This window comes from Comamonas sp. MYb396 (genome assembly GCF_037479555.1).
In the GTDB taxonomy this organism is placed as follows: Bacteria; Pseudomonadota; Gammaproteobacteria; order Burkholderiales; family Burkholderiaceae_C; genus Comamonas.
In genome coordinates, this window is record NZ_JBBGYU010000003.1 from 271,103 (window position 1) to 290,109 (window position 19,007).

18 protein-coding genes are annotated in these 19,007 nt (G+C 64.8%); 3 read left to right on the forward strand and 15 right to left on the reverse strand.

What is annotated here, in order from left to right; translation table 11 throughout:
- Positions 1–2 precede the first annotated feature (2 nt).
- From WH265_RS09060 to WH265_RS09075, 4 genes are all read right to left on the reverse strand, one after another.
- Entirely contained in the window at positions 3–797 is a 795-nt protein-coding gene (locus WH265_RS09060) for an ABC transporter permease (protein ID WP_339558035.1), read from the reverse strand.
- Between the two features lie 3 nt (positions 798–800).
- Positions 801–1,631, reverse strand: coding sequence for an ABC transporter permease (locus WH265_RS09065; protein WP_339558207.1), 831 nt, complete (start codon positions 1,629–1,631; stop codon positions 801–803).
- Between the two features lie 25 nt (positions 1,632–1,656).
- Positions 1,657–2,709, reverse strand: coding sequence for an ABC transporter ATP-binding protein (locus WH265_RS09070; protein ID WP_021028163.1), 1,053 nt, complete (start codon positions 2,707–2,709; stop codon positions 1,657–1,659).
- Between the two features lie 66 nt (positions 2,710–2,775).
- Positions 2,776–3,810, reverse strand: coding sequence for an ABC transporter substrate-binding protein (locus WH265_RS09075; RefSeq protein ID WP_312987975.1), 1,035 nt, complete (start codon positions 3,808–3,810; stop codon positions 2,776–2,778).
- Between the two features lie 219 nt (positions 3,811–4,029).
- On the opposite strand from WH265_RS09075, the gene WH265_RS09080 reads away from it, so the two are divergent.
- The gene (locus WH265_RS09080) at positions 4,030–4,950 is read left to right on the forward strand and encodes a LysR substrate-binding domain-containing protein (RefSeq protein ID WP_339558036.1); all 921 of its coding nucleotides are present in this window, start codon (positions 4,030–4,032) and stop codon (positions 4,948–4,950) included.
- Positions 4,951–4,958: 8 nt separating this feature from the next.
- On the opposite strand, the gene WH265_RS09085 is transcribed toward WH265_RS09080, so the two are convergent.
- The 3 genes from WH265_RS09085 to WH265_RS09095 are packed head-to-tail and all read right to left on the reverse strand — an operon-like array spanning position 4,959 to position 7,720.
- Entirely contained in the window at positions 4,959–5,930 is a 972-nt protein-coding gene (locus tag WH265_RS09085) for a Bug family tripartite tricarboxylate transporter substrate binding protein (RefSeq protein ID WP_339558037.1), read from the reverse strand.
- 21 nt (positions 5,931–5,951) lie between these two features.
- A complete protein-coding gene (locus WH265_RS09090) occupies positions 5,952–6,338 on the reverse strand; it encodes an AtuA-related protein (RefSeq protein ID WP_339558038.1) in 387 nt (128 codons plus the stop codon).
- On the reverse strand, positions 6,335–7,720 hold the full coding sequence (locus tag WH265_RS09095; protein ID WP_339558039.1) for an acyclic terpene utilization AtuA family protein: 1,386 nt from the start codon (positions 7,718–7,720) through the stop codon (positions 6,335–6,337). Before WH265_RS09095 ends, WH265_RS09090 begins: the two co-directional genes overlap by 4 nt.
- 80 nt (positions 7,721–7,800) lie before the next feature.
- On the opposite strand from WH265_RS09095, the gene WH265_RS09100 reads away from it, so the two are divergent.
- Both WH265_RS09100 and WH265_RS09105 read left to right on the forward strand, forming a co-directional pair.
- Complete coding sequence (locus tag WH265_RS09100) at positions 7,801–8,700, forward strand: LysR family transcriptional regulator (protein ID WP_339517120.1); 900 nt, start codon at positions 7,801–7,803, stop codon at positions 8,698–8,700.
- Between the two features lie 22 nt (positions 8,701–8,722).
- On the forward strand, positions 8,723–10,078 hold the full coding sequence (locus WH265_RS09105; RefSeq protein ID WP_339558040.1) for a hypothetical protein: 1,356 nt from the start codon (positions 8,723–8,725) through the stop codon (positions 10,076–10,078).
- A 43-nt stretch (positions 10,079–10,121) separates the two neighbouring features.
- Here WH265_RS09105 and WH265_RS09110 read toward each other — a convergent pair whose 3' ends face one another.
- The 8 genes from WH265_RS09110 to WH265_RS09145 form a co-directional block, all read right to left on the reverse strand.
- Positions 10,122–11,822, reverse strand: coding sequence for a glycosyltransferase (locus tag WH265_RS09110; protein ID WP_339558041.1), 1,701 nt, complete (start codon positions 11,820–11,822; stop codon positions 10,122–10,124).
- A gap of 1 nt (position 11,823) precedes the next feature.
- Complete coding sequence (locus WH265_RS09115; RefSeq protein WP_339558042.1) at positions 11,824–13,797, reverse strand: tetratricopeptide repeat protein; 1,974 nt, start codon at positions 13,795–13,797, stop codon at positions 11,824–11,826.
- A 168-nt stretch (positions 13,798–13,965) separates the two neighbouring features.
- Positions 13,966–14,367, reverse strand: coding sequence for a YkgJ family cysteine cluster protein (locus tag WH265_RS09120; RefSeq protein ID WP_021025658.1), 402 nt, complete (start codon positions 14,365–14,367; stop codon positions 13,966–13,968).
- 116 nt (positions 14,368–14,483) lie between these two features.
- Positions 14,484–14,846: a Rieske (2Fe-2S) protein gene (locus WH265_RS09125; protein WP_339558043.1), complete on the reverse strand. Its 363-nt coding sequence runs from the start codon at positions 14,844–14,846 to the stop codon at positions 14,484–14,486.
- A 94-nt stretch (positions 14,847–14,940) separates the two neighbouring features.
- Positions 14,941–16,419 carry a M20 family metallopeptidase gene (locus WH265_RS09130; RefSeq protein ID WP_312987960.1) on the reverse strand — a complete coding sequence of 493 codons (1,479 nt, stop codon included), beginning with the start codon at positions 16,417–16,419 and terminating at the stop codon, positions 14,941–14,943.
- 147 nt (positions 16,420–16,566) lie between these two features.
- The gene (gene metW / locus WH265_RS09135) at positions 16,567–17,154 is read right to left on the reverse strand and encodes a methionine biosynthesis protein MetW (protein ID WP_021025655.1); all 588 of its coding nucleotides are present in this window, start codon (positions 17,152–17,154) and stop codon (positions 16,567–16,569) included.
- Positions 17,151–18,320 (reverse strand): homoserine O-succinyltransferase MetX, encoded by a 1,170-nt coding sequence (gene metX / locus WH265_RS09140; RefSeq protein WP_339535647.1) that lies wholly within the window; start codon positions 18,318–18,320, stop codon positions 17,151–17,153. Before metX ends, metW begins: the two co-directional genes overlap by 4 nt.
- A gap of 151 nt (positions 18,321–18,471) precedes the next feature.
- The gene (locus WH265_RS09145; protein WP_021025653.1) at positions 18,472–18,963 is read right to left on the reverse strand and encodes an Lrp/AsnC ligand binding domain-containing protein; all 492 of its coding nucleotides are present in this window, start codon (positions 18,961–18,963) and stop codon (positions 18,472–18,474) included.
- Between the last annotated feature and the right edge of the window lie 44 nt (positions 18,964–19,007).

Sequence of the window (19,007 nt, forward strand, 5' to 3'; positions counted from 1 at the left end):
TCTCAACCTTTGCCAATCAAAACCTTCTCCAGGCCGACCAGCTTGTCCAGGATGACCATCAGCACCAGGGTGCCGACGATCAGCACGGTGGAGACCGAGGTCACCAGCGGGTCGATGGTCTGGGCGATGTGGTTGTACATGGCGACCGGCAAGGTCATCGTGCCGGGGGTGGCCACAAACACCGTCATCGTCAGCTCATCAAAGCTCTGGATGAAGGACAGCATCCAGCCGCCTGCGATACCGGCCATCAGCATGGGCACGGTGATGCGCATGAAGACGGTGCTGCGCGATGCGCCCAGCGACAGGCCGGCATGCTCGATCTCGCGGTTCATGCCCGTGGCTGCGGCCAGCACCATGCGCAAGGCATAGGGCATGATGCAGATCACATGGGTGAACATGAGCCAGAAGAACGAACCCGACAGCCCGGCGATGTTGAAAAAGCGCAGGAAGGCCGCGCCCAGCACCACGTGGGGAATCATCAGCGGCGACATGAAGAAGGCCATCAGCACCTCGCGGCCGGCAAAGCGGTAGCGGGTGATGGCCAGCGCAGCCGGCACCGCCAGCGCGATGGCAATCGAGGCCGAGGCCAGGCCCAGCTTGGCCGAGAACCAGAAGGCCGACTTGATCTCGGTGGCATCGAGGATGGCGCGGAACCAGCGCAAGGACAGGCCATCGGTGGGGAAGGAGATGAAGCCCTTGTCGGTAAAGGCCACCGCCACCACCACGACCAGCGGCGCCAGGATGAAGCTGATGAACAGCGCGTGGAAGACCAGCGCCAGAGGACTGTTTTTTTGCATGGCTCAACCCTCGAAAACAGCTTTGAAGCGGCGCTCGATCCAGCGATTGCAGCCCACGATGATGACGATATTGGCGACCAGCAGCACCACGGCAATGGCAGCGCCCAGCGGCCAGTTCAAGGTGTTGAGGAACTCGTCGTAGGCGGCCGTGGCCACCACCTTCAGGCGGCGCCCGCCCAGCAGTGCCGGCGTGGCAAAGGCCGATGCCGACAGCGCGAAGACGATGATGCTGCCCGAGAGGATGCCCGGCAGCAGCTGAGGCAGCACGACACGGCGGAACACGGTGCGCTGGCTGGCGCCCAGGGACAGGCCGGCGTTCTCGACCTGGGGATCGAGCTTTTGCAGCGAGGCCCAGACGGAGATCACCATGAAGGGCACCATCACATGCACCATGGCAATCGTCACGCCGGTCATCGTGAAGGCCAGGCGCAGCGGCTCATCGATGATGTGGAACAGCATCAGGCCCTTGTTGATGAGGCCGTTGTTGCCCATCAGGATGGACCAGCCCAGCGTGCGCACCACCACCGAGATCAGCAGGGGCGCCAGGATGATCAGCAGAAACACACCGCGCCAGCGGCCGCGCATGCGGGAGATGATGAGGGTCTCGGGCACACCCAGCACCACGCAGAGCACGGTGACGATGGCCGACATGAGGGCGGTGCGGCCAAAGATCTCCAGGTAGTAGCTGTCGCTGAAGATCTCCAGGTAGTTCTTCAGCGAGTAGACGTTCTGGATGCCTTCCATGCCGTTGAAGACATTGAGCGACAGGATGGCGGTCAAGGCCAGCGGCGCCAGCAGCATGGTCACAAAGACCAGCAGGCCGGGGCCGGACATGGCCCAGGGTTTCCAGCGGTTCTTGCTATCCACGGCTGGCCTCCTGCTGGGTCAGCACGCGCACATCGTCGGGGGCCCAGTTCAGCGTGACCTCGTCGCCCTCATGCAGCGCAGCGCGGCGTGCATTGGGCAGGCTGATGTGGATGTCGCCCAACGCAGTGCTGACATTGACCACCCACTGGCTGCCCAGGAACAGCAAGGTCTTGATCGTGCCGGGCAGGCCGCCCTGGCCGGCCGGGGCCACCTCGATGCGTTCGGGCCGCAGGTAGACCACGACCGGGCCGCTGGCCACCGGGCTGGGCGCGCCCAGCACCATGTCGCCAATCTTCACGGTCTCGCGGCTTTGGGCCTGGCCTTCGAAGCGGTTGGTCTTGCCCAGGAACACCGAGGCAAAGTCGCAGCTGGGCTTGTCGTAGATCTGCTGGGGCGAATCGACCTGGGCGATCTGGCCGTTGTGCATCACCGCAATGCGGTCGCTCATCGTCATCGCCTCGACCTGGTCGTGTGTCACCAAGATGGTGGTGATGCCCAGCTGGCGTTGGATGGCGCGCATCTCGACATGCATTTCCTGGCGTAGCTTGGCGTCCAGGTTGGACATGGGTTCATCGAGCAGCAGCACCTCGGGCTGGATCGCCAAGGCGCGGGCAATGGCCACACGCTGGCGCTGGCCACCGGAGAGTTCACGCGGGTAACGGGCGCCGAGCCCATGCAGGCGCACCAGCGCCAGCGCATCCTGAATCCGCTGCTGCACGACATCGCGGCTGAGCTTGCGCATCTCCAGACCAAAGGAGATGTTCTGCTCCACCGTCATGTGGGGAAAGAGCGCATAGCTCTGGAACACCACGCCCATGCCGCGCTGCTCGGGGCGCAGCTGGGTGATGTCCTTGCCGTCCAGCACAATGCGGCCCTGGCTGGGGTCCAGAAAGCCGGCAATCATCTGCAAGGTGGTTGTCTTGCCGCAGCCCGAAGGGCCCAGCAGCGACACGAACTCACCGCGCTGGACATCCAGGTGGAAGTCCTTGACGGCAACAAAATCCCCGAACCTCTTGGCGAGGCCCTCGATACGTAGAAAACTCATGTGAAACTCCGGGGCCTGCGGCCCGCGTGGGGCGGCGCGGCAGGCCTGTGTAGGGCGGCTGGCGGGTTAACGTTCTACCGTGCGGTTCCAGCGGTTAGTCCATTCGGAACGCTTGACGTTGACAATCTTGTAGTCCACGGTCTTCAACTGGGCGATCTGCTCGGGGCCATAAGGCACTTGCTTGGCGACCTTCTCATCCAACTTGACCTTGCTGTTCATGGGGCCCCAGGCCTGGGTCTCGGCGAGCGCCGTTTGCGACTCGGGCGTGTAGAGGAACTGCACGAACTTCTGCGCGCCAGCCTTGGGCTGCTTCTTGGCAACGGGGCAGACGGAGGTGAACAGCGCAAACGCGCCTTCCTTGGGGTAGACGAACTTCACGGGAAAGCCGGTATCGGCCAGCGCCTTGACGCGGCCGCTGCCCCAGACACCGATGACGGCATCGCCGTTCTGGAACAGCTCGGTCATCTTGCCCGGCGACGGCTCCCAGGCCAGCACATTGGGGCCCACTTCCTTGATCAGCGCCTGGAAACCAGGGTCGATATTGCTCGCGCCGCCGCCGTTCATCTCAGCAAACATCAGCAGGGTCTGCAAACCGTAGCCGTTGTTGATCGGCGGGATCACGGTCTTGCTCTTGAATTTCTTGTCTTTCAGGTCATTCCACGACGTGGGAGCGGCCCAGCCGGCCTTCTTGAAGGCTTCTTCGTTGTAGAACAGGCCGGTGGCGATGACGCCCAGGTTCAGCGACTTGTTGCCCGCCGTCTTGGCCATGGGGTAGAGGTCGTTGTAGACCGGTGCGGCCTCGATATCGCCGCAGAAACCGAACTGCACCGCCTGCTCCATCGGGCCGTCGTCCATCAGCGCCACGTCGTACTGGGGGTTGTTCTTTTCAGCCTGCAGCTTGGCCAGGGTGTCGGTGGAGTTGCCAGGCACGTAGATGACCTTGTTGCCGGTCAGCTTCTCATAGGCGGGAATGATCTTTTGCTTGAAGGCGGTCTCGGTTGAGCCGCCATAGCCACCGACATAGATGTCTTCAGCATGGGCAATGCCAGCGGTGGCAGCAAAGGCAGCGGCCAGAGAGAGAGCCAGACGGGATACGGTCATCGAAATTACCTCCAGAAAGTAGCGTGGAACCAAGTGGAATTCAATCTGTCTGGTAGCCAATGATAGGCATCTGCAGGCAAAATTGAATCGGTGAATTCCTGCTTCAATGCCTTTATGGGATGGAAATTTCTCAATCGATAAACCATTGAAATAACTACAAAATTAGTAATTTTGTAGACTATTCGATTGCATTAGGCCATTAACTCATGTCTTTACAACATGGATAAGAAGATCACACTGCGCCATCTCGAAGCCTTTCGGGCGCTGATGCTGCGCCGCTCGGTGACCGCAGCGGCCCAGTCGCTGGAGGTGACCCAGCCGGTGGTGACACGGCTGATTGCCGAATTCGAGGCGCGCATCGGCATGCCGCTGTTCGAGCGCGTCAAAAGCCGGCTGCAGCCGACGTCGGCCGCGACCTTGCTGCTCGAAGACGTGCACCAGGCGCTGATGGGCATCGAGCGTATCCGCAACATCTCCGAGAACGTGCGCTTTCGGCGTCTGCAGCGGCTGGAGGTGACGGCCGCGCCGGCGATGGCGACCTCGTTCCTGCCCAGCGCCATTGCCAAGTTCAGCGCCCAGTTCCCCGAAACGCTGGTCACCTTGCACATGCAGGCCTCGCCGGCCGCACTGGACATGGTGCAGGCCGAGCGCTGCGATATCGGCTTTGTGATGCTCTCGCCCGACCACACCCGCTTCAAGGGCCTGGAGACCTTGGTGATCGGCAAGCTGGTCGTCGCCGTGCCCGCCGGCCACAAGCTGGCGCGCAGAAGCAGCCTGTCACCGATCGACTTTGTTGACGAGCCCCTGGTGTCGCTACCCACGATGATGGAAACCCGCACCAAGCTCGACAGCCTGTTCCTCGTCAACCGCGTGCAGCGCCGCGTGAACATCGAGACCCAGATCTCGTACGCCGCCATCAAGCTGGTCGAGGCCGGCGCCGGCCTGGCGATCATCGATCCGCTGACGGCCTGCAGCTACCACGGGCCCGATGTGAAGTTTGTGCTGTTCGAGCCCGCTGTCCCCTGCGAGTACTCGATGGTGCTCTCCAACCGTCATGCTTCCACCCTGGTGCTCAAGCCCTTCATCGACCTGGCTAAGGCGGAGATCAAGCGCATGCTGCCCAAACGCTGGATCCTTTAAGCAGCGCTTTATTCCGGCGTAATACCCGCCGCCTTGATCACCTGTCCCCACTTGGTGGTCTCGGCCGCCTGGAACTGCGCCAGCTCGGTCTGGCTCGTCGTCCAGGGGTCGGAGCCCGACATTTCGAAGAAGGACTTGGCAGCGGAACTGCCGACGGCCTGGCCCAGCAGCTGGTTGAGCTTGGCGCTGACGGCAGCGGGCACATTGGCAGGGGCGTAGGCGGCAAACCAGTAGCCCATGTCATAGCCCTTCACACCGGCCTCGGCAATGGTGGGCACATCGGGCAGCTGGGCGCTGCGCTTTTGCGTGGAATAGCCCAGCGCGCGCAGCTTGCCCGCCTTGATCTGCGGCACACCGGTGGAGACGTCGGTGATCATCAGGTTGATCTGGCCGCCCAGCAGGTCGGTGATGGCCAGCGGGTTGCTCTTGTAGGGCACATGCAGGATGTCCACATGGGCCAGCTGCTTGAGCATCTCGCCCGCCACGCGGCTTGACGAGCTGCCGCTGCCAAAGCTGAGCTTGCCCGGGTTGGCCTTGGCGTAGGCGAGCAGATCGCCCACCGACTGGTGGGGCGCATTGGCCGGCACCACCAGCACCTGGCCGCCCTTGCCCAGACCGGTGATGGGGGTGAAGTCCTTGACCGGGTCATAGGACAGCTTGCGGTAGAGGTGGATATTGGCCGCATGCGTGGTGTTGGTGGTGATCAGCACCGTGTAGCCATCGGCCGGGGCCTTGGCCACCGCCTGCGCTGCAATCATGCCGCTGGCGCCGGCCTTGTTCTCGACGATCACCGGCTGGCGCGTCTGCTCGGTCACCGCCTGGCCCAGCGCACGCGCCAGCTGGTCGGTGGCGCTGCCGGCCGCAAAGGGCACGACAAAGGTGATCGGCTTGGACGGGTAGTCGCCCTGCGCAAAGGCCAGGGGGCTGATAGCCAGCGCCGTGGCACAGGCCAGCAGGTGGCGGCGGGTGGAAAATGTCATCTCTTGTCTCCGGTTGGTTTCTTATTCAGGGATGGATGGGGGATCCGCATCAGGCGGGCCCACCAGATGGGCCTGCAAATGCAGCGGCAGCGCGATCGGCATTTGCAGCACGCGAAAGCACAGGGTCTTGCCATGGCTGTCGAGGTTCAGCGCGTCGTTGACGCCGCCGTCCAGCACGTCGTCCAGCACCAGGTTCATCGCCTGCAGCTGGGGCAGCAGGTAGCGCTGCACCTGGCTCGGCCGGCGGTCGGCAAACAGTGCGGCCACGGCCGCTTCGGTAACCTGCTCACAGATAACCTCCCACAGCGCGGGATGCCAGGCAATCACGCTGATGTTGGAGCGGTTGCCCTTGTCGCCGGTGCGCCCATGGGCCAGGCGGTACAGCGGGACGGTGATGTGGTCGTTCATGCGGCAGCCTCCTCTTGCGCAGCCCAGGTAAAGCCGGTGGCAATCAAGGCTTGGGGCACCAGGCAGGACACCATGCCCAGGCGCTGGCGCATATGGCTGCGCACGCCACCACCCCCTGCCGGCCCGCAGCAGTACAGCGCATTGATCTCGCGCGGCAGGCGCGCTGCGGTGGCCTTGTCGGCATGCTGCCAGGCCATGCGCAGGCGCACATCCTGCGGTGCGGCAGACAGGTCGGCACCGGCCAGCCAGTCGCTGGCATCGTTGCCCCAGACGCTGGTGACGCCGATCAGGTCGGTGCGCAGCGGCGCAATGCCCTGCAGGCGCTGGGCGACGGTCTGCGCCGCCAGGCGCGCGCGCTCGGCCGCACGGGGCCCGGCGTAGGAAATCTCAGCCTCGGCAAACCAGCCCGAGGCATAGCAGGTGTTGACCTTGAGCGCCTCGGGGCGCGGGTGGCCGATGACGCCCTCCAGCCGCACGCGGTTCTCGCCCTCGGCCCGCACCTGGGCTTGGCTGATGTCGGCCACCACATCGGGGGTCAGGTAGCAGCGGGGGTCGTGGATCTCATAGAGCAGCTGCTCCTTGACCGTGGCGGTCGTGATGCAGCCGCCCGTGCCCTCGGGTTTGAAGATGCTGCAGTTGCCGCTGTCGTCGATCTCGGCGATCGGGTAGCCCAGCCGGTCCATGCCTGGCACTTCTTTGTAGCCCGGGTCGGCAAAATAGCCGCCGCTCACCTGGGTGCCGCATTCCAGCAGATGCCCAGCCATCGTCGCGCGGGCCAGGCGGTCCCAGTCGTCCCAGGCCCAGCCAAAATGCGCCATCGCCGGGCCCAGCACCAGCGAGGGGTCGGCCACCCGGCCGCAGACCACGATATCGGCGCCTGCCAGCAAGGCCTCGGCAATCGGCCGCGCACCAATATAGGCATTGGCGCTGACCAGCGGCTGCTCGGGCATCTGCGCACCCAGCGCCTGGGCCAGCATGGGCCGGTGGGCCGGGCCGCTCAGGTCATCGCCCTGCACCACGGCAATACGCGGCGCGCGCAGGCCCAGGCTGCGCGCCAGCGCGGCAATGGCGCGGGCAGCGCCTTGCGGGTTGGCCGCGCCAAAATTGCTGACGATGCGGATGCGGTGCGCCAGGCAGTCGGCCAGCACCGGGCGCAGCAGCTCGAGCAGCAAGGGCTCGTAGCCGGCCTCGGGGTCGTCGCGCCGGGCCAGCTGGGCCAGCGCCAGCGTGCGCTCGGCCAGCGTTTCAAAAATCAGAAACGCGGGCTGCTGCAAGGCCACCAGGGCCTGCACCACCGGCGCTGCCGCATCCACCCGGTCGCCTGAAAAACCAGCCGCGCAGCCGATCAGCATGGCTGCGGGCGCTGTCTTGTCTGTCTGCATAGCATCTCCTGCAGCCCACTATAGAAAAGAGGTTCTATGTTGTGAAATCGATAATTGAGATCGATTAATCTGCATGACAAATGAATCTATCCCAACGCGACATCCAGGCCTTTCTGGCGCTGGCCAGCCAGAAGAACTTCACCCGGGCCGCCAGCCTCTGCCACCTGTCCCAGCCGGCTTTCAGCGCCCTCATCCGCGCGCTGGAAACCACGGTGGGCCTGCGCCTGTTCGAGCGCAGCACCCGGCATGTGCTGCTGACGCCCGAGGGCGAGCAGTTTCTGTTGTCGGCCCAGCGCATTGCGGCCGAATTTGCCGCCTGCGAAAAAGCGATGCGCGCTACCGCCCAGCTCGTCCAGGGCCGGGTCGCCGTTGCGCTGCTGCCGTCGCTGGCCGCTGGCTGGCTGCCGCCGGTGCTGCGCAGCTTTGCCGGCCAGCACCCCGGTGTGCAGCTGCAGGTCTTCGATGTGTTGTCCGAGCCCTGCATTGCCGCCGTGGCCAATGGCGACGCCGACTTTGCGCTGGCCGCCATCCGCGCCGACACGCCCGATTTGCGTGCCGAGCCCTTTTGCAGTGACCGCTTTCACCTGGTCTGCCCGGCCGACCACCCGCTGGCCGCGCTGGACGAGGTGCTGCTGTCCGACCTGGCGGCCTGGCCCTTTGTGCACCTGGCCCGGCACAGCAGCGTGCGCCAGTACCTGGATGCCGCCTTTTTCCCGCAGGCCATGCAGACCCTGGTGGAGGTCGAGCAGCTCGCCACCGTGATGGGCCTGGTCAAGGCCGGTCTGGGCATCAGCGTGGTGCCGGCCCTCAGCTTGTTTCACTTTGCGCAGCCTGGCCTGGTCACCCGGCCGCTGCATCTGCCCGGCATGGACCGCCAGATCTACCTGGTGCGCAGGCGCGAGCCGCAGCTGTCGGTGGCGGCCCAGGCGCTGTACCAATTAATGCAACAAAAACGCCCAGATTTCTCCCATATTGCTTGAGGCCCTCTACACTCCAGCGCTGATGTCCTTGCCTACGCTGCCCCCGTTCGCACCGCCTGCGCCCGCGATACCGCTGCCCTACCTGGCGCTGCGCACGCGGGTCTTGTCACTGCTGGCATGGGCTGCGCTGTTTGCGCTGCTGGCATGCGCCATGCGCATGCTGCTGAACTACCCCCTGTGCGTCAACGACGAGAAGAACTGGATCGGCATCGCCCAGCAGCTCGACCAGGGCGTGGCCTGGCCGGTCTCGGGGCCTGCCTTTGTCAACACGCTGCGCCAGGCGGCCTGGGTGACCGGCTCCAGCCACGCCGAGGTGATGCCTTGGATGGGGGTCTGCGGCGTGTTTATCGTCGTCGGAGGCCTGAGCTGGGGCTACTACCGCCTGGGGCTCAAGACCTTGGTGCCGGTGTTTGCAACGCTGGCGCTGTCGAGCTATTTCTGGGCGCCCTTGCTGGAGGCACGCCCGCAGCAATGGGGGCAGCTGGCGGTATTTCTGGGCACCATCTCGGCCTGGCGCTGGCTGCAGCACCGGGGCGGCCTGGCCTTTTTTGTCGCGCTGCCTGCCGTCGCCTTTACCCATATCCTGAGCCATGCGGTGCTGGTCTTTCTCTGCCTGGTGCTGGTAGCGGCCCATGGCATTGCCCAGCGCCGCTGGAGCCTGCGCCACCTGGCCATTGCGCTGCTGTGCATCGCCAGCTTTGCGGTCTATGCCTGGCCCGGCGGGCCTTATACCGATATGCTGCGCGACCTGCGCCAAGCCCATTTTCGGCACTGGCCGCTGAGCCTGCCAGCCTCCTTGGCCCTGCTGGTGGCTGTGGCCGCCGTCGCCTGGGCCAGCCGCCGCTGGTGGCATGGCGACATCCGCTGGCCGGCGGCCGCCCTGGCCGGCTTGCTGCGCCACCAGCGTGCTGCCGGATGGTCGCTGTGTATCGCTGCGCTGCTGGTGCTCACGATGCAGGCCTATCTGCTGCCACCGGCGGCATGGGCGCCCTATGGTGGCTCCTGGATCCGGTTTGTCGTGTTCCAGTCCGGCAACCTGCTGCTCGCGGGTTTTTTGCTGGTCGGTGCCGGGCGCTGGCTGGGGGGCTTTCACCAGCAGCGGATCGATCCGGGCATGGCCCGTTTTCTGGTCTGCGTGCTGGCGGGCATTGCGCTGCTGGGCCTGCTGGCCGTTGCCGCGTCGTGGTGGCTGCTGGACACCAACTGGATGCTGCGCGTGCTGAACTACGGCATCTTCTTTGCCGCCGCACCTGCGGCACTGGGCATGGAGCATGTCACCCGCCACTGGCCGCGCGGGCGCCGGGGCTTGCTGCTGGGCGCGGGCATGGCCGCCAGCGTGCTGGCAGTGGTACGCCCGCCCATGCTGCTGGGCTGCTGAGCCAGCCGCCCAGGCAAGAACCTATGCGCTAGCCAAACGCTGGCTAGGCGCTGCGCATGAACAAATGCCCACCCACCAGGGCCTGGCGTGCACCGGCCCAGGCAGCCATCTCATCGCCCCGCAAGAGCAAGGCATGGCGGCCCAGCTGCAAGTGGCGAACCCCGCGCCGCGCCAGCCAGCGCTGCCACCAGCCCGCAGGCGGCGCCGGCAATGGCTCGCTGCCCGTCTCGCCCAGCAGATCGGCGGCAGAACGGATGGACAAAGCGCTGAGCGGTTGCTCAGCAGCGAGCCGCTGGACCAGCGCGATCACCTCGGACCAGCCCAGGTCGGCCAGCGACACCTGCGCCAGGCCGCCCAGGGCCTGCGGATCCGCGCGGCGCTGGCCGCTGGCATCGACGCAGAGCAGCAGGCTCTCGGGGTGGGCCGCCTGCCACTGCTGCAGCAGCGGCCACTGCGCAGCCTGCTGCACTACCGCAACCTGCAAGGGCCTGGCCGCTGCCGCAGCCTGGGGCTGGGCAGGTGCCCGCTCGCTGGCGGGCAGGATGCTGTCGTAGACCTCGGCAATGCGCCGCTCGCACTGGCCAATGGTGAAATAGGCGTCGGCCGCCTGCTGCGCTGCCAGACCACGCTCGGCCAGCTGCGCCTTGGCGGCCAGGGCCTGGCGCATGGCCTCTTTCCAGGCCTGCACCTGGTCGGGGGCATAGCACTGGCCGCTGCCCGACTGCCCCACCACCCAGGACATGCCCGAGCCATCCAAGTCAGAGGCAATGCAGGGCTTGCCATGCTGCATGGCTTCGATCAGCACCAGGCCAAAGGCCTCGGTGCGCTCGCGCGAGGCCAGCGCAAAGATATCGCAGCTGTTGAACAGCGCATGCTTTTGCGCCTCACTGACCTGGCCGAGCAGCTGCACGTTGGCACAGCCTTGCTGGGCGCGCTCGCGCGCAATCAGCGCTTCGAGTTCCTTGCGCTGCTCGCCTTCGCCGGCAATGATCAGCTGCACATCGGCAAAGCCGGCCACGGCCGAGACCAGCGTGTCAAAACCCTTGTAGTAGGTGAGCCGGCCGACCGACAGCACGCGCAGCCGGGCATCGCCCCAGAGCTGCAGCTGCGGGGCCTCGGCCTGCGCCTGCTCGAGCACGCCCTGGCCCAGCGGCTTCAGGCCCAGCGGGATCGCCAGGGTCTTGAACAGCCAGCGCTGCAGCGGAACGCTGGCGGCCATGTAGGGCGGCGACGTGGCCAGGATGGCCGCGCTTTGCCGCAGCAGCTTGGTCTCGAAGGGCCGGTAGACCTGGTAGCACAGCTGCAGCAGGCTGTCCCATTTGGAGATCAGCACATCCGAATGCCAGTGCGTGACCCAGGCCACCCGGCGCGCGGCGGGCATGATGAGCGCCCAAAATGCCGCATTGTTGGGCATGTGCAGATGCAGAACATCGGGCGCAAAGTCGCGGATGGCCCGGTGCAGCGCCAGCGGAAAACCCAGCGCAATCGGCGCGAACACCAGGGTGATCTGCACCGGCACACGGATGAGCCAGGGCGGGTCATCGGGCAGCGGATCGCCATGCACCACCGCGCGGGCGTCAATGCCATTGGCGCGCTGCTGCTCGATCAGATCGGCCAGAAACGATTCCATGCCGCCCCGGTAAGGCGGGTAGAACTTGCCCACATGCAGCACGCGCTGCGGCGCATCGCCCGCCTGGGCATGCAAGGGCGCAGCCTGGGGCCGGCCCAGCCAATCGCGCAGCATGTTATTGGCCGCCTTGCAGTTGCTGCAGCAGGCGCTGGTAGACCGGGTTGGCCGGGTCCATGGCGCTGGCGCGTTGCAGGTTGGCAATGGCCTGGGCCCGGTCGCCCTGCTCGCGGTAGGCCAGGGCCTTGCCGTAGTAGGCGGGGGGGTTGGGCTGGCGCGAGAGCGATGCGTCAAAGATCTGCAAGGCCTGCGCAAAATCGCGCTTGCCAATGAACGCAATGCCCAGGCCCACCTCCAGGCGGGTGTTGCCCGGCGACATCTGCAGCAGACGCTGGTAGTTCGCAATGGCCACGTCGTAGTGGCCGGAGGGGATGGCGACCTCGGCCTGCTCCAGCAAGATCTTGGGCAGCAAGACGTCTTCGGGCTTCATTGCCAGGGCCTTGGCATAGCTTTGGAACGCCGGCTCCATCTGCTGCGTCATCTTGTAGGCCGTGGCCTGGTGGTAGGCCAGCGCCGCATTGTCAAAGCCTTGCTTCTGGGCGCTGTCAAACGCGGCCAGCGCCTCGGGGTAGCGCTTGAGCAGCTCCAGGGTCATGCCCCGGTTGAACTGGGCCGAGCCCAGCGGTTCTTGCAGCGCAACGGCTTTCTCAAAGTCCTGCAGCGCCTGCTCGTAGATCAGGTTTTCCAGCAGCGACGCACCCCGGTTGATAAAGGGGCGCCAGCGGCCAAAGGCGTTGAAGGGGGCCTGCTCGTCCACCTTCTGGGCGGCATCGCTCCAGGCGCTGTACTCAGACTTGAGGCTCAGGCTGCGCTCCGTGGCCAGGGCCGTCAGCACCAGCCCGGCGGCGCAGGCGATGGCTACCATCAGCTTGCGCGGAAACAGCAGCAGCACCAGGGCCAGCAAAGCCGGCAGCAGCATCGCCCAGATATAGCTGCGGTAGAGCACAAAGGGGTCTTGCAACCAGCTGGTGACAAACTCGGTGCTGAACAGCAGCGCCGTGCACAGCAGCACCAGGCCCACCAGACCCCAGGCATCGCGTTTGCGCAGCAGCAGGACCGCGCTGCCCACCACCAGTGCCACGTAACCCAGGCCGCCCAGCAGATGGGGCAGGCTGCCAAAGCTCAGCGGAAAGACCGGGCGCAGGTCCAGCGCCATCCACTGCACATTGGGCAGGAACCACAGCAGGCCGTACTGGAAAAACAGCTTGCCCTGGTTGAGCAGGCTCAGCGGATAAATTGACGAGGTGATGCCGGGGTAGAGCTGCTCGAGCTGGCGCACATAGGCCCAGGAGGTGTCATCGGTGGCAACAGCGCCAACAAAGGCGCCCAGCTGCGTCCACAGCAGCGCGGTGAACAGGCCGATCAGCACGGCAATCGCCACGGCGATCGCCAGCAGCTTCTTCCACGACGGCCGTTTGACAAACACATACAGCGGCAAGGCCAGCGCCGGCAGCACCACCGCATGCTCTTTGCTCATCAAGGCGCAGAGCAGGAAAACCACGGCCAGCGCCGCCCACTGCAGCCCCGCCCCCGCCAAGGCGCGGATATACGCCCAGCAGGCCAGCGCGGAAAACAAGGTCATCATCACCATGCTGCGCTGGATCAGATAACCGACGGCATATACGCCCACCGGGTGCACGGCAAACAGCGCCACTGCGGCAAATATCGCTATCTGAATATTGGTGTCAAAACCCGGCTCTGCCCGCGCCTCGTCCGAAAACTGGGTGTGTTTGAACAGTGCCGACACCAGCAGCCATATCGCATAGCAAGTGGCCAGGTGCAGCACGATATTGATGACCCGCTGCACGGCCATACTCTCGCCAAAGAGCGACTGCACCCAGACAAAGCTGCCATAGGACAGCATGCGCACCTTGGGCTCGAGTAAGCTGCCATAGCGGCCAAAAATGGTGCCGTCCGACAGCCGGCCATCGTCGAACACCAGGCCGTTGTGCAGGCCCAGGCCATAAATCGTGAGGACGGCGGCCAGGAGCGCCAGCACGCCCAACGACCAGAAAATTTTTGATTTTTGCATCGGCTAGTTGGCTTGAGAAAATGCCCTCGCCTTGCGTTTGCAGGGCCCGGACCACACCTGCAGCAGGTGCGCGAGCCATTCTAGAGGACTATTTACCCTCTGTATAAAGCGCTCGGGGCGCTGAGCCAACAGCTCGGCCAGAGCAGCCCCCGATAATCGGCGCAGGATTTATTGCAAATCTTTGTGCCCATAGGCACAAAATCCCGGCTTGGGCCCTTTTTTGGGATGCAGGCGGCAGGTTTCGGGCCGTTTTTCATACACGGTGCAGCGGCGCGCCACCGGGTCAAGAAACTGGCAGTCGCCACTGGCGCGGCGCGCCATCGTGAAGATATTGTGCTTGGGGTTGTAATGGTCGATCAGCCGGGCCTTGAGCAGGCGCTTGGCGATCAGCTTGTGCGCGATATTGTCCACTTCAAAGGCGTCCACCAGGCCCAGGCGCACCAGATCGGGCAGCTGCACCTCCAGCGGCATCGTGCAGCAGTTGGCCGCGCAGCTGTCGCAGAGCCCGGCCTTGTACTTGGTCCAGGTCTCCAGGCGGTCAACATCAACAATTCGGATCGGGGATTTCATGGCGGGGCGCTGCGCAAGCGGCCGGGCAGAAGTGGCCGCTTATTTTTCAAGCCCGCCAGTATCGCGCCAAAGCGATGCCTGGGGCCCGCGCTTGGGCATGCTGACCCGGCTGGCGCTCAGCCTTGCTTCAGCCACACCGCGCCATCGCGCTCTTCCACCTCCACCGCATCGAGGCTAGCTCCCCGGCAGGGGCCGCCGACGCATTTGCCGGTATCGGGCTGGTAGATGGCGCCGTGGTAGGGGCAGAGGATGAACTGGCGGCCGCTCTCCAGAATATCGCCGTCAAAATCCATCGCCACGCTGGCGTGCTGGCACTCATTGATCCAACCGCGCAGCTGGCCCTGCCAGCGGATCACAAAGGCCTTCTGGCCATTGGGCAGCTGAAAGAAAAAGGGCTTGCCGTTGTCCTGTAGCTCGGCGCTGGCACCGAGGGGTTCGGTGCCGTCAAACAAGATCGTGGGGGTGGTGGGCTCGGTCATGGCGGGCGCGCTGTCTTTGTCGTTGTCGTCAAAAAGAAAAGGCAGCCGCCCCATGCACATCGGCACGCGGCGGCTGCCCGGGGGCTGGCTGTATTTATACGCTGGCAGCCGTAGTGGGCATGCTGGCAATCACCTGGGCCACGGCGGCGGTCAGCTTCTTGGCATAAGGCACATGCAGGAACTCATTGGGCCCGTGTGCATTGCTCTTGGGGCCCAGCACGCCGCAGACCATCATCTGCGCCTTGGGGAAGCCGGCGCTCAGCATCCCCATCAGCGGGATCGAGCCGCCCTGGCCGATAAAGCCGCAGTCGGCGCCAAAGTGCGCGCGGCTCGATTGGTTGAGCGCGTTCAGGAACCAGTCGCTGGTGTTGGGCGCATTCCAGCCATTGGCGCCGCTGGCCCCTTCCCAGGTGACCTTGGCCTGGTAGGGCGCGTTGTCTTCGAGCAAGGTCTTGAGCTCTTGCATGCACTGCGTGGCATCGACCAGCGGGGGCAGGCGCAGGCTCAGCTTGAACGCGGTATAGGGGCGCAGCACATTGCCGGCATCCTGCAGCGCAGGCAGGCCTTCGGCGCCGGTAACGGACAAGGTTGGCTCCCAGGTGCGCTTGAGCAGCGCCTGCGTGGGGTCGGTGGTGGTGGGCAGTGCAAACAGGCTCGAGCCATTGCAGTCAAAATGCGCCCAGGGGAAGCGCTTGTACAGCTCATCGCCCAGAATGCCGGCCGTGGCCTGCGCCTGGGCCAGGCGCTCAGCGGGCACCGCGCAGTGAAAGCTCTCGGGCAGCAGGCGGCCGGTCTTGCTGTCTTCGAGGCGGTCGAGCACCTGGCGCATGATGCGGAAGGACGAGGGCACGACACCCGAGGCATCGCCCGAGTGCACGCCTTCGGTGAGGATCTCCACCTTCAAGGTGCCTGCGACCATGCCGCGCAGGCTGGTGGTCAGCCACAGCTGGTCGTAGTTGCCCGCACCGCTGTCCAGGCAGATGACCAAGCCCACATCGCCCAGGCGGGGCTTGAGCATGTCGATATAGACCGGCAGGTCGCCCGAGCCGCTTTCCTCGCAGGTCTCGATCAGGCCGACGATACGCGGGTGCGGCACATTCTGGCGCTTGAGCTCCTGGATGGCGGCCACGCTGGCATAGGTGGCATAGCCGTCGTCGGCGCCGCCCCGGCCATAGAGCTTGCCGTCTTCGTATTTGGGGGTCCAGGGGCCCAGGTCATTGCGCCAGCCGGAGAACTCGGGCTGCTTGTCCAGGTGGCCATACATCAGCACGGTCTGCGTGCTCTGGGCCTGGGTGGCAGGCACTTCAAAGAACAGCACCGGCGTGCGGCCCGGCACACGCACCACTTCCAGGGTCAGCCCCTCGACCTTCTGCGCCTCGATCCAGGTGGCGGCATTGCGCACCACCGTGTCGATGAAACCATGCTGCTCCCAGTTGCCATCAAAACCCGGCGACTTGGCGGGGATGGCGATGTAGTCGGTCAGCTGGCGAAGGATATCGCGGTCCCACTGCTGGCTGATGTGGCTCAAGGCCGCATCGGCTTGCAGATGGGCGGCGTCTAGGCGGGCGTTCATGGGTGAATCTCCTGGAGGTGCTGCCACGACAAGGGCAGCCGCAGGCATAAGCGTACCAGCGCCAGCGCCGCCCGGCTATCGCCTCGGGCAAAGCCCTGCTGCCGTCATCCAGCGCAGGGCCCGGCCGGGCAAGGCCCGCAGTGCGGCTCAGGCGTGCTCGAAGTGGAACACCGCCGTGCCCGCGCGGGCATTGGGCAGCCAGCGCCGCACCTCACCATTTTGCAGGCCAAAGCTGTCCAGAATGCGCAGCTTGTTCTTGAGCGCCAGCACCTCGAAATCCTTGAAGGTGCCCACGCGGATATTGGGCGTGTCGTACCACTGGTAAGGCAGGCGCTTGGTCACCGGCATGCGGCCTTGCAGGATGGACAAGCGGTTGGGCCAGTGCGCAAAGTTGGGGAAGGCGACGACGCCCTGCTTGCCAATGCGCGCAGTCTCGCGCAGCATCACCTCGGCATTGCGCAGATGCTGCAAGGTGTCAATCTGCAGCACCATATCAAAGCTGTTGTCCTCGAAGATGGCCAGGCCGTCTTCCAGGTTCAGCTGCAGCACATTCACGCCCCGGCGCACGCAGGCGAGCACATTGGCGTCGTCAAACTCGATGCCATAGCCGCTGCACTGGCGCTCGCGCTGCAGGTAGGCCAGCAAGCTGCCATCGCCGCAGCCCAGGTCCAGCACGCGTGCGCCCAGAGGCACCAGGTTGGCAATCGCCTGAAAGGTGGAAGAAGCTTCGGTCATGCGGCCTCCTGGGCGCTGGGCTGGCCGGCGCTCAGTTCGCGGGCCATGTTCTCGAAATAGGAGCGCATCACGCCCATGTAGCGCGCGTCGTCCAGCAAAAAGGCGTCATGCCCATGGGGTGCGTCGATCTCGGCATAACTGACGGTGCGGCGGTTGTCGAGCAAGGCCTTGACGATCTCGCGGCTGCGCGCCGGCGAAAAGCGCCAGTCGGTGCTGAAGCTCACCAGCATGAAGCGCGCCTTGGCGCCGGCCAGCGCCTGGGTCAGGTCGCCGCCGAAGGGCTTGGCCGGGTCAAAGTAGTCGAGCGCACGGGTGATCAGCAAATAGGTATTGGCGTCGAAGTAGTCGCTGAACTTGTCGCCCTGGTAGCGCAGATAGCTCTCGATCTGGAACTCCACATCCTGGGTGCTGTATTTGAGGTCCATGCCTTCGCGCAGCTGGCGGCCGAACTTCTGGTTCATCACATCGTCGCTCAGGTAGGTGATGTGGCCGATCATGCGGGCAATGCGCAGACCGCGCTTGGGGATCACGCCGTGCCGGTAGAAGTGGCCGCCATGGAAGTCCGGATCGGTCACGATGGCGCGGCGCGCCACCTCGTTGAAGGCAATGTTCTCGGCCGACAGGCAGGGCGCGCTGGCCACCACCACCGCATGGCGCATGCGGTCGGGGTACTGCAGGGTCCAGGACAGTGCCTGCATGCCGCCCAGGCTGCCGCCGAGCACAGCGGCCAGTTGCGTGATGCCCAGGCGGTCCAGCAGCAGCGCCTGGGCGTTGACCCAGTCCTCCACCGTGACGACGGGGAAATCGGCGCCATAGACCTGGTCCGTGTCCTTGTCCGCATCCGGGTTGCGGTGCATGGGCCCGGTGGAGCCAAAGCAGGAGCCCAGGTTGTTGACGCCGATGACAAAGAACTGGTTGGTATCGACCGGCTTGCCCGGGCCGATCATGTTGTCCCACCAGCCCTCGCTCTTGGGCTGGCCCTCGTAGTGGCCGGCCACATGGTGCGAGGCGTTGAGCGCATGGCAGACCAGGATGGCGTTGGAGCGGTCGGCGTTGAGCTGGCCGTAGGTCTCGTAGGCCAGGTGGTAGTCGCGGATGGAGGCGCCACTTTGGAGCGGGAGCGCCTCCGGGAAATGCATTGATTGGGGTGTCGCAACGAATGACATAAAAAACCCGGCAACGCTAAAAACGAGGCCGGGTCGATGGAATGCAGTCGCCTACCGAGTCTTTAGCTGGATTTATAAAGCGCCCGCAAGCTGAAGCAAATCGGCGCCGTGAAATCTCAGTGTACTGCAAATCGGCCGCAGATGTGCTGCATCAGCTGCCGCCCAGGTAGAGCCGGTTGGAGCTTTTGACCTCTTCCATCACCGCGTAGGTGCGGGTCTCGCGCACGCCGGGCAGCTGCCACAAAACCTCACCGGCAAAGTGGCGGTAGTGGTTCATATCGGCTACGCGGATCTTGACCAGGTAGTCAAAGCCGCCGGCCACCATATGGCACTCCATGATCTCGGGCCGCACCTGCACCGCCGCCTTGAACTCGTCAAACACATTGGGGGTCGTGCGGTCGAGCAGCACCTCGATAAAGACCAGCATCGCTGCACCCAGCTTTTGCGGGTTCAAGCGCGCCTCGTAGCCGGTGATATAGCCTTCCTTGGTCAGGCGCTGCACGCGGGCCAGCACGGCCGTGGCCGACAGCGACACCGCCTCGGCCAGCTTCAGGTTGGAGATGCGGCCATCGCGCTGCAGCACGGCCAGAATGCGCAGATCGATGCGATCCAGGTCCTCCGGCGGGTCGATGATGGCGGTCATGGGCTGAATTTTTCACTATGAATGGGGCCTATTATGGAGAGAAA